Annotated in this window: 14 protein-coding genes; 8 read left to right on the forward strand and 6 right to left on the reverse strand. The window is 56.0% G+C overall.

The window, feature by feature from the left end; translation table 11 throughout:
• The 5 genes from RhoBH5_RS31805 to RhoBH5_RS31825 form a co-directional block, all read left to right on the forward strand.
• On the forward strand, positions 1-490 hold a 490-nt coding region (locus RhoBH5_RS31805), incomplete at its 5' end, for an integrase core domain-containing protein (protein ID WP_270009525.1).
• A 58-nt stretch (positions 491-548) separates the two neighbouring features.
• Positions 549-1,022 carry a hypothetical protein gene (locus RhoBH5_RS31810; RefSeq protein ID WP_270009526.1) on the forward strand — a complete coding sequence of 158 codons (474 nt, stop codon included), beginning with the start codon at positions 549-551 and terminating at the stop codon, positions 1,020-1,022.
• Between the two features lie 326 nt (positions 1,023-1,348).
• The gene (locus tag RhoBH5_RS31815; protein WP_270009527.1) at positions 1,349-1,756 is read left to right on the forward strand and encodes a hypothetical protein; all 408 of its coding nucleotides are present in this window, start codon (positions 1,349-1,351) and stop codon (positions 1,754-1,756) included.
• Between the two features lie 753 nt (positions 1,757-2,509).
• A complete protein-coding gene (locus RhoBH5_RS31820; protein WP_270009528.1) occupies positions 2,510-2,821 on the forward strand; it encodes a WhiB family transcriptional regulator in 312 nt (103 codons plus the stop codon).
• An 85-nt stretch (positions 2,822-2,906) separates the two neighbouring features.
• A complete protein-coding gene (locus tag RhoBH5_RS31825) occupies positions 2,907-3,110 on the forward strand; it encodes a hypothetical protein (RefSeq protein WP_270009529.1) in 204 nt (67 codons plus the stop codon).
• A 401-nt stretch (positions 3,111-3,511) separates the two neighbouring features.
• Here RhoBH5_RS31825 and RhoBH5_RS31830 read toward each other — a convergent pair whose 3' ends face one another.
• The 5 genes from RhoBH5_RS31830 to RhoBH5_RS31855 all read right to left on the reverse strand — a co-directional run bounded on the left by RhoBH5_RS31830 (position 3,512) and on the right by RhoBH5_RS31855 (position 8,506).
• Positions 3,512-3,727, reverse strand: a complete 216-nt coding sequence (locus RhoBH5_RS31830) for a hypothetical protein (RefSeq protein WP_270009530.1) — start codon at positions 3,725-3,727, stop codon at positions 3,512-3,514.
• Between the two features lie 65 nt (positions 3,728-3,792).
• The gene (locus tag RhoBH5_RS31835) at positions 3,793-4,011 is read right to left on the reverse strand and encodes a hypothetical protein (protein ID WP_270009531.1); all 219 of its coding nucleotides are present in this window, start codon (positions 4,009-4,011) and stop codon (positions 3,793-3,795) included.
• 131 nt (positions 4,012-4,142) lie between these two features.
• Positions 4,143-4,634 carry a hypothetical protein gene (locus RhoBH5_RS31840; protein ID WP_270009538.1) on the reverse strand — a complete coding sequence of 164 codons (492 nt, stop codon included), beginning with the start codon at positions 4,632-4,634 and terminating at the stop codon, positions 4,143-4,145.
• Between the two features lie 889 nt (positions 4,635-5,523).
• Complete coding sequence (locus RhoBH5_RS31850; RefSeq protein ID WP_270009532.1) at positions 5,524-6,963, reverse strand: serine hydrolase domain-containing protein; 1,440 nt, start codon at positions 6,961-6,963, stop codon at positions 5,524-5,526.
• 1,066 nt (positions 6,964-8,029) lie between these two features.
• The gene (locus RhoBH5_RS31855; RefSeq protein ID WP_270009533.1) at positions 8,030-8,506 is read right to left on the reverse strand and encodes a hypothetical protein; all 477 of its coding nucleotides are present in this window, start codon (positions 8,504-8,506) and stop codon (positions 8,030-8,032) included.
• Between the two features lie 444 nt (positions 8,507-8,950).
• On the opposite strand from RhoBH5_RS31855, the gene RhoBH5_RS31860 reads away from it, so the two are divergent.
• A complete protein-coding gene (locus RhoBH5_RS31860; RefSeq protein WP_270009534.1) occupies positions 8,951-9,094 on the forward strand; it encodes a hypothetical protein in 144 nt (47 codons plus the stop codon).
• 127 nt (positions 9,095-9,221) lie between these two features.
• On the opposite strand, the gene RhoBH5_RS31865 is transcribed toward RhoBH5_RS31860, so the two are convergent.
• Positions 9,222-9,356: a hypothetical protein gene (locus RhoBH5_RS31865; RefSeq protein ID WP_270009535.1), complete on the reverse strand. Its 135-nt coding sequence runs from the start codon at positions 9,354-9,356 to the stop codon at positions 9,222-9,224.
• A 606-nt stretch (positions 9,357-9,962) separates the two neighbouring features.
• Here RhoBH5_RS31865 and RhoBH5_RS31870 point away from each other — a divergent pair.
• On the forward strand, positions 9,963-10,196 hold the full coding sequence (locus RhoBH5_RS31870; RefSeq protein ID WP_270009536.1) for a hypothetical protein: 234 nt from the start codon (positions 9,963-9,965) through the stop codon (positions 10,194-10,196).
• 116 nt (positions 10,197-10,312) lie between these two features.
• A partial coding sequence (locus tag RhoBH5_RS32865; protein WP_442972504.1) for a transposase occupies positions 10,313-10,542 on the forward strand: 230 nt, incomplete at its 3' end.

Here is a 10,542-nt window from a genome sequence, read left to right on the forward strand (position 1 = left end):
GACTTCTGCGGCCATCCGCACTGCCCGCTCACGCAGTTCGGGCGGGTACCTCGTGTTCGTTGCTGACGACATGACTCCATCTTTCCCAAAGGATGAAGTCTCCGGAAACTCCGGTTCGATTCAATACATCCCGGCAGAGGATCTCGTCGCCGCCCTGGAGAAAGCGTTCGCGCTCCGGGGCGGCCCGCCACATGTGTTGCGGTGCGACGACGGGCCCGAGTTCATCTCCGAAGCGCTGAGGACGTTCTGTGAGAATCAGGTCGGTATCGGCTACGTTCCACCTGGTCAGCCGTGGAAGAACGGCTACATCGAATCATTCAACAACCGCGTTCGCGACGAATGCCTGAACATGAACGAATTCCACAACCTCCTCGAAGCACGGGTGGTCATCGAGGACTGGAAGGAGGACTACAACAACCGACACCGTCATTCATCGCTGGCGTACCGAACTCCGAATGAGTACGCTGCCATCTGCGTTCACACGCATTGATTCTCTGATACCGAGTGGCTCACCAAACGGGGTCCTTCCAGGACGCAAAGGGTCGTTCATGATGTGCGCCGCTACCGTCACCAACGGTGACGTCGCCTCCTTGAAAGGCGAACTGAATCGGATCCGCCCTAAGGGCAGCTCCCGCATCCGCATGAAGAACGTCGGCAAAGACGCCGGGCGCATCGTCAACGCAGTCGCCGAGCCCGAGGCCCACCCGTATTTGTTCGTGGTGAAGAGGAGATGCGCCACACGCGTCGCCCGCGACATGGCACTGACCGGTACGTTCACCCGGTTACAGGAGTTGGGAACCACCCGCGCTGTCATCGAATCCTGCTCCCAGGACTCCGAGGACCGACGGGTGATCCGGAGCGTGCTGGGAGGTTCCCCGACGATGGAGTACATCCACGAACCCGCCGGCTCGAATCTGTTCGTGGTCGACGGTGCCCTGCTTCCTGGGTCGTCCGCTCTGGTCAACCCCGCCTTGACGATTATCTCATGCCTGGCTCCCGTAACTAATGGGCACCGCATGTGAGCACACTGGGACAGAGCACAGCCAAACGGACGCGGGAGTCGGCTACTCGAAAGGCTCATGGGTCACAGTGCCCCCCCTGCGCACCGTTTCGATCCGGATCAAACGGTGCGCAGAGAGACAGCGATCCGACAAATATTTACTTAAATCTTTTCAGGTAGCTACCTTTCGCAACAATATGAGGCTAAAGATGCGCAAAGGCTGCGATGATGGTGGAATTTGGATCCGACGCGAGGGATGCCGTCAAATAGTTCGCTGAAACATTTAAAATTAGCGCATCTCCACCGCATTCTTCTGCCGAAGCTATTGCCGAAGCCAGTATGCTTCCATTGGGTAATGCCACATTTTCTGTCCACGTTGCTTGGCAACCTAAGGCTGGGACGTCGAGCACGGCGGAAAAGGTTGGGGATTCGCTGTCGATGGTCAGTGTCGCCAGTGATGGTGAAGCACTCTGCAAATTCCATCCTCCAATCCATGCCGAGTCCGGGGCTGAGGAACCGCTCAGCGATCCTCCTGAAAGTGAGCTGCCCGAGGAACCGGAACCGGTGTCGAACAAGGTTGCCCCCGTACTGTCCAAAGACCCGGAGCCGATCCCGCTGATTGATCCAGTCATCGATCCCGCGCTTGCGGAAAGCGGGAAGGCCAACGCCATCGCTCCGACGGTCAAGGAAACTGCAAAAACGCCTACCGTTCTGCGCATATCAATTTCTCCCTCAGGTTCCTTTTTACGAATGTGATTGCCAATGATATTTGTTTCGCCGGATAGAGTTACACATTAACGAAGCATGTAACTTTTCGATCAGTTTGGAGCACTGAATTCTCCGAAGGTAAATATGTCGCATGCGAGGATGTCCGTCAAGTGGTGGGAAGATGAATATTCACAGAGTGGAGATCATAGATTTTCAGCAAGTGGGTGCCAATTGAATTATTTCCAGGAAATGTAATTTGCAATTTTGCAAATCACACGTACCTTCAACTGGAAAATCGACGGAGATCACCTCCCTCTTCCTTTAATCTGCATTCGGGTTCCGATCCAGGCGTTGTGATGAATTACTTTGGCGAGTAACATAATTCGGAACTCGGAGGAGAAATGCGACTCGATCAGCGACGTAAGCGCTCTCGGGTTGTTTGGCCCCCGCTCTTGTGCCTAGCGGGGCGGTGCTTGCGGCCGGCCGCAAGCGCATCATTCGATTTCGAATATATGTTCGATTAGAATGTGGGCGGGGTCGGATTCGCGCGGAGAGGCGATGATGGCGCTCCAGCAGAGGATTGGGAGTCGACGTCCGGTACCTGGCAGCTGACGTGCAAGGGATCCTGAAGGAATCGTGAGCCAAGCCGATACGCTGCACGAAAAGTGGGGCGGCACAACCGAAAGTCACACACACGACGCGTCCCCAAGAACGAACCGCACGCCCCTTGAAACCCTATAGTCGAAGTGGCGCAACAACAGCCACCCGAACTGGTCGGGAACAGGGACGGGGGAGGAAATCATGAACGCTGAATCGACTTTCGCGAGACTGATCTGCCCGAACCTCGGCTGCGTCGACGCCGCCGAGGACAGCGAAGACGAGACCTGGCGCTGGTCAGCGCTCTGCGCACAATCGGATCCCGACGAGTTCTTCCCCGACAAACCAGGCCGCGGCGGCTCCGTCCAAGCCAAAAGGGTGTGCGCTCGCTGCCCCGTGTCCGCCGAATGTCTCGACTTCGCGCTCACGAACCACGAAGAATACGGAATCTGGGGCGGCAAAACCCGCCGCGAACGCCGCACGCTGCGCTCCACGCGGGCAGTCGCCGCATCATGACCGAAATCGCGAACCTCGACGCGGCGCGGGTGCGTCGCGTGGCATCACGTACGCCCTCGACGCCGGAGGCCATGAAGGACCCGACATGGACATCGCCTGTGGAACCGAAGAACCTACAGTCGACGAATGGGAAGCGGGACAGCGTTACCCGACATTCGAACAGTTGCTGCTGCTGGCAGAACTGACCGGCTTCCCGGTCGACTGGTTCACCCGAACCGACGAGCCGCTCGACATCCCGCACACCACCTTGTGGATGCACATGACGGAACGTGAGAGGGAGCAGTGGTAAGCCCATCACGGTGTTCTCCGATGGTGCGGTCGCGAACTGCTCCGGCGCTGTCGACTACCTCGGACACCCACCTGTGCTGACGGGTGAGCGGAGCCTGATCATCTAGCTTCCGTCTGCCTAACTGAGTTCATCCGCGAACGGACCATGGCAGGACTCTCCGCAGCTCGTTAGCACGGCCGCGTCGGAGGCCGGCTATCCTCGCTGACCATTGCAGAAAGCCGTTTGGCGAACGAGATAGCGCGGCGACGGCATATCCATGACCGAAATCGCCTAAGTGTTAAATGTCGCCTGCAGTACCTTGTACAGAAACCACTAAGGCATAAGGCAATCCGATATCGCTTCGGTTCACCTGAGGTCGAACGGTGCAACGAGTACGTTCTGTCGCGCCGACCAAGCAGCGTCTACTCGTCTTCATAGACGAGCAGTGCGGAGGCTTCTACGAGAGCACTCTCAACACTTCTGAGGTGATTGTCGCGGACACCACCTTGCGGGAGGTTTTTCACATAAGCGAGGTGCGCTGCTGACCAGGTCACCAGATGTCGGATCTTCGTTTCGCGTTCTCCGGCGCTCAACTGACGCTGAGCGGATTCCTCGAGATTGGTAATTGCGCCGCTCATAGGGCTGACCTTTCCCATTCCCCTGATTCCCGGAGGCTAGCCGGGCAATGTTACGGCGACGTTACTTACCTCCTCGATACGTCCGAATCCACGAAATTCGGTAGCACCAGCTTGGCCTCGAAGCGAGAAACGACGGCAGGATCGCCGAGCCATGAACGCCACAGACGTTCGGGAATGTGTATCGGCAGAGGCTGTCCGATCAACGCCATCTGGAACGCCAGTGACACGGGAGTGCTGTCGGGCATGCCGGGCAGCGGCGCCGGCGCATCGTTGACGAACGTCATCGCCTGCTCCTGACTCGAGCGGTACCTTCACCACCCTTCGCAATCGGCGCAATGTCCGCTCGGACGCCAGGAAGTGCTCTTCAGACTCCCGTAGCGATTGCAGTACAAGCCGCTCGGCGCATGAGTTTTTCTTACGACTGCTGGGAGCGACGAGAATTCGTTGCGGTTCGGACAGGCATGGCTTCTCCTATGGAGCAGGACGAGTACAGAAACAGGCGAGAGCGGGCCACGACCAGCCCTGCTGGTGGTCGAGCAAGAGCTACCGACATCTGGCCCAGCGCCGGCAAATATCGGTGTGCATACCACTGGAACAGTGATCGATACGGTTGCCGCGAAAGCAACACGCGCGAGGTATGAGTAGCCGAGACCCGCCTGCGACACGAAACCTCCAGTAATGGATGGGCGGTCACCGCGCATCTTGTTCGCCTACCGCAGTGAGTCCTGCCCACGTGCGTTCTCGGATGAGGTTGCGTTCGACCCCGGCGTGGTCGTGTTGATCGCCTCGGTAAGGATTCGAACACCCCGACGCGAGTCTTGAGTTCTGCGACCGTCTCGATCAGATGAGGTAGCGAGCGGCCGAGCCGCCACACGACGAGTGCGTCTCCCGGCTGCAATGCCTCCATGACGGCCGTCAGCTCGGGCCGATCGGTCTTCCCTCCCGTTGCTTTGTCTGTCCATTTGTGGAAACAGCTGGCCGCGTTCAACGCGTCCTATCGTAATTCCGGGCCGGAAACCCTGGCGTAGCTCAAAAGCTGCTCACAAGGGCGCAGTGTTGGAGAAACTCGCCGGCAGGCGACGTCGGCAGCTCGCACGGGCTCAGCGTTGATCCGTGAGTAGTACGAGGAGCGAGCGATATCGATGACCTGGCGTAACCACTTCACCGGGTAGGTGTGGGAGTAGTCGGCGACGAATTGGAAGCGGTTCACCAATTTGTCTCTCCGGTGAAATATTTGGCCGCCGACCGCAGGATGTCTCGCTCGGTTTCGAGCTTGGTTTTCTCCGCGCGTAGGTGCGCGATCTCTGCGCGGAGCCTGACGGCTTCCTGCTCGGGTGTTTGGCTGGAGCAGGGACGCGGTGCACCGCTGGTGCCGTGTCTGCGGATCGGGATTTCCGCATTCTTTAGCCATGTGGTCAGGGAACCGTGGGATATGTCGAGATCGGCGGCGACCCGGCCACGGTCGCGCCGTCGGTGTCGTGGTACAGCTCGACTGCATCGCGGCGAAACTCTTCGGTGTAATTCTTTTTTGGTCATCAGGTTAGATCTTCTCGCTTTCCCTGGTTCGAAACCAGGGAAAGCGTGTCGATCACACGGGGTCAAAGCCCTTTCTCGGGCAGTGAGAGCCCTGGCGCCATTGGATCGAGGGAGGCTACGTAGAGGCGAAGGTCCTGCACGGGGTTGAAAAATTGTCAGGGCCTATATGTAATACGCAGCAAAGTTGCAGGAACGGCGCAAGCCAACCAAATGTGGGGCAGCTCCATCGTAGGTGGCATCAAGAATCCCGACCCGGCCTACTAACGATAATCTAGATCCGCTTCGGTAGATGCACGGGCTGCATCAATTTGTTTGAGAGCGTCCTCGAGCCAAATTTGCGAGCTAGATAGGATAGTGTCCCCATTGCAGGATGCAAGGTTGCAATGAGCATTTGCCGAAGGCCCAACCCCTGTAACTGTCTGCATTATCAGATCTGGCGCCATGAAGCCGCGAAGATCGTTTGAGCTGAACGGATTTGGCATATCTTTGATAGGTGAAATTTCATCAGGGGAGTCCGTTTCTATTGCGGATGAAACTGCATCCCATAGCAGTTCTCGAATATCTGGATTAATTTCCGCCCCAGCACTTGCATTTGGATTTTCCGCATCAAAATAGGTGGTACCCCCTACTCGCGTTATTACCATATTAAGGCTGGGGACTACCGCTACAATTTGCCCAAAAAGTCCCACGATTACATACATGTCTTTTGGAAGGCCTGGCCAGACTTCCCTATCGAGGTTGCTGCTATTTGGCATATTTACGGTATGGAAATCTTTTCCACTATTCACCCAGGTCAGAAATCCGTAGCCAGGATTGGATTTACTTGAACTGGATAGTTCTTCAATGTAAGTCTCGGAGAGGATCTCCTTTCCCGAGAAGTGACCCATTTGTAGCATCATTTGACCTAATCGACCGAGATCCGATGGGCGCATTGCTAATCCGAAAGCTCCGATTGGAGAATGCATGCGATTCTTCACCCAAACCCAGTGGTCGCGAGGAATTCCTAAAGGTTCAAATAATTCATTTTGAACGAAAGTTAGAAAATCTTGGCCGGTTGATATTTCCATAATTCGAATCAGAATTTCAATTGTGCTTTGACCGTATGCGAAGGTTGCTCCTGGCTTCTCAACCAGCGGTAAGTTAAGTGCTTGGCGGGCTGGTTCGACCAGATATCCGAATAAATCTGCCCCCCAAGAGAATTCTAACCCCGAAGATTGTGTGAGCAACTGTCGAATTGTAATTTGCCTCCGATCTTCATCAAGATCGTTGAAATATCGGCTTAGGGGATCGTTGATTGTTAAGAACCCGAGGCCCATTGCTCGTCCCACAGCTAAAGCAACTACTGATTTAGTGCCCGAAGCAAGAGGGAAAGGAGTTTCATTCAATATTTGATTATCGGTGCTACCGGCCAGACAGCCGTTTCGGTAGACGTGCAGGCTTGTTGCCCCTTTGGCGACCCCTGATCTAATTGCATCATCTAATGATGCCCCATCAATCCCCAGTAATTCCGGCTTCTTTGATTCGAATCCATGTTCGGGTGTAGGGTTTGTGCACTTATCAAACGATTCAGCATTGACCGGAGCAGGCAACTGATCTGCTGAAACTTTGCTGGTGCTTAACGAAAATGTTAGAACAATCAAAAGCGTAATAGCCTTTGTGGAATTTTGAACAATGATACGTCTCGCATTCTTGTCGATCAATGTCTTCTTTGCTCCTAGGGAAATATCTCCGACATGTTGTGGGCGATGATAATATGCGCATCTTGTGAAATTGTGTAAAATATTGCAAGATGCTAACCCATTTTAGAGCGTATCATAGCGAATAAATGATACGTCGCAGCGGTATGTTCAAAGGGGCAATGCAGTTGGAAGTTTTCGGATATGTTCGTCGACCTGCCAAGAATTTTAGGGTATTTATTCACTTGAAGCGATCTTTTGTCGACGAGATTCTTCGATATCCTGGTCTTTGAGGCCAGGGATAAAAACTGGAAGTGGGACAAGGTTCTCGTACCGAAGGCCGGGTGGTAATTGTAGTGAACATTCCACGCCTCAATCGCGGTGCGTCGGTCCGGGGCGTGCTTCGGGGAGCTTCCCATTTTCTGGGCGATGGTCCGAGCGCTGTTACCTGCGGCGATTCCTCGCGAGACCTCTTCACGTTCGACTGCGGTGATGTGACCTATTCTCCGCACTCGTGGGACGGCCGGATACCACCGGACTCACGTAGGAAACGACGAATTCGGGGCATCCTACTCCGAGGATTCGCTCGATTTCTCCTATCGATTCTCCGCGGCGATGAAGATCTCAGATCAGGGTCTCACGCCATTGCCCCTCCCTACCAGGTCGCTCTTGCCGTAACCCGAAAGCGCTTGTGTCGTGGATCGATTTGCTTCGCTCCTCTGAGTTCCAAATTGTGGTACTCACCAAGGGAATTCATCGCAACATTTTACCTGCGACTGTGCGCAGGGCCCCTGAACCCTTGCCGAGACGCAACTGTCGAAGGCTACGGAGCGAGGCAGAGTAGATCGCTGAAAATGTTGGCCTGCAACATATTTCATTATCGGGACCTTTGCCTCTCGCATTGTTCGGCAAGACGTACCTAATGTTTGAGGTGCCACAGATGTATGGCAAAATTGTCGACAGTAGGAGCTTTAGTTTCCTCTACGATAGAGGGTGCCGAGCTACCTATATTGCGGTATTGACGCATTCTGCGAGTCGGTGAAACGTGTGGGGTCACACCGTCTTCTGCTGAGCGGGATTCCAGAACCTGTTACTGGCCTGATCCGCTCCCCATCGTGCGCCCAGCTCCCCACGGCTGGGCGCGCTGGACCCACCTGGCGGTACTGACGACCAGCCGGGTGGATCGACTGGCTTCGTTCAGGGACGCAGACACGAAAGGATTGATTTCGTTGTCACGCGAAACGGTCGACTGCTGACCAAGCTGCCGTTGACCTTCGGCTGTGTGACCATAGTTGTACGGTGAGGTTCTCAAGGCAATCCGAGTGCGATCGCGAGTGCTTTGTTGAGTTTGAGCACGGTTTCGGGAGAGAGGGGGACCGTCCGGGCGGCCGTTGGCGATCTCATCGTGAAAAATCTGGGTGATGTCGTCAGCGAGGATCGAGCCGACAAGGGGGTCGTCGGCGGTGAACGGTACGACGGTGGGGATTCCCGGCTTCGGAGTGGTGGTCGCACGCACTGCGAGAACGCCGTCGAGTTTGCGGTTCCGGAGGTTGTTGGAGACCACCACCCACGGCTTTTCTCCCTCACCCAGGTCGACCCAATAAAACAGGGCCTTATGGCACATCGGCCGTTGTACTGGGGGTTAGCGGCCAATGTCGACTGACGAGCCGTATGTGGAAGACTCTGCGCCGTGCCGGTTGCCCAGATAATTCTGAGTTTGTTGACGTTGATCGCTGCACTGGTTACCGGCTTCTTGGTGTGGAAAGCGAACACCGGTGCCACAGATCAGAGGGAGCTGGCGGCGCGAGGAGCGGTGGCGGCGGTTTCAGTATGCCGCGGAGCTCACCCTGGACGAGAGCAACGAACGCCGCGCCAACATTAGTGTTCTGATGGTGAGGAAGATGGTGACCAGCACTCTCGAGGGTCCGGATGAGTTGGCGGCCGCGGACGTCATTCTTGATGAAGTGCTCGCATTGGGCGATACTGACAGCGAAGACTCGGAGGATCTGTCATGACGGACTCGACACCACAGGCCGCTGCGCATGCGACGGACGCGCAAATCAATGCAGCCCGAACCAAGCTGGTCATCGACAAGAAGTTGAAGCGAACGTCGAAGCCTCAGATCAAGTGTTTGGCCCAGCTCAACTACGCGTGAGCGGCACCCAATCGCCAGCTGACCTTCCACATTGCTCTGTCGGCCATGTTCGGTCGCATCCTGAAAAGAACCATCGCCGCCCCGGTTCCGGGGTGGCGATGGTGTTGCCTGTGGGCTTTTCGCGCGGCTACACCGAGTGTTCGGTGACATATTCGACGCCCCTACGAACGTGGGCGTCCTGCTCGAACGCAACTTCGCTTTCCTCGTCGGGAGTCTGGGCGATGTTGAGCAGTTCCATGATGGAACGGGGATGACTGCCCATTGCTGCTTTCAATTCACGAGCCCGCCACTGCCGGGACCTTTCCGCAACACACCACCGTTATGGTAACTAGGCACTAGCCGATAAGTAAGTCACCGGACAGTACCAATGGCGGCACTCATGCAAACAATCCATCATACCAACACGCGCCGAATGCGTTTATACAGCACAAATGCTTTCAAATCCGCATTGAAAGACCAATCTTCAGAAAGATTAAAATCAACATGAGCATCAATTGTTCGGTATTTGTTTTGGCGTAGCCTCAAGTAATATTCGGAATACGGCCGGTACCTCGCATTGTGGTATCGGTCTTTTCTGTGAGTCGGTGAAACGTGTAGGGTCACACCATCTTCTGCTGAGCGGGATTCCAGGACCTGTTACTGGCGTGATCCGCTCCCCATCGTGCGCCCTGCCCCCACGGCTGGGCGCGCTGGACCCACCCGGCGGTACTGACGACCAGCCGGGTGGGTCACCTGGCTTCGTTCAGGGACGCAGAAGGTGTGATTTCACACTTCGAAAACCTCGGTAGCGGTGAACCTTTGACTATTCCGGGCTGGACTTGGTCGATCGTTTCGAACCCTCGAATTGCAGATCGGCAACAGGACAGCGATGGTCTCGGCTGAACTGCGCTCGGGTGGCGGCAACCGAATGTATCGCCTGCACATCCTTCGCGCACATCGCGGGCGACGTCTCGTCGCAGATCTGGTGGTGGTTCAGAGTCCGGTGTCGCGCCCGGTGTCGGGCGGTGGTCTTCCGCGTTGTGCTGCGGACGAGCGGCCACTCCCACATCGACGAACCAGTCGATCACTCGCGGACAATCGCTCCGGCGAGTCCGGAGACTGATGTGCCCCGGGTTTTCCGGAGTTCGTTTGTTGTACTTCAGGCATTGATGTATCGGAGAGAGGTCTGCGATGCCCTGACGCTGTCCGTCCGAGTTCCGCCGAAATGTTCTCGACCTGCTGGAGTCAGGACGCACGGTCGCCGAGGTCGACGCAGGTCTCGATGTCACCGATCAGACCATCTACAACTGGCAAAACCAGGAGCTCATCGATACCGGACAGAAGCCGGGCCTGAGCTCGATTGGGAGCGCCGAACTCGCTGCAGCTCGACGTCGTATCGCTGAGTTGGAGACCGAACTGGCTATCGCCAAACGCTCCACGGAACTGCTGAAGTCGGTGGCGGCCGCAAA

Origin of the sequence: Rhodococcus sp. BH5, assembly GCF_027583855.1 — a bacterium.
GTDB classification, from domain to species: Bacteria; Actinomycetota; Actinomycetes; order Mycobacteriales; family Mycobacteriaceae; genus Rhodococcus_F; species Rhodococcus_F qingshengii.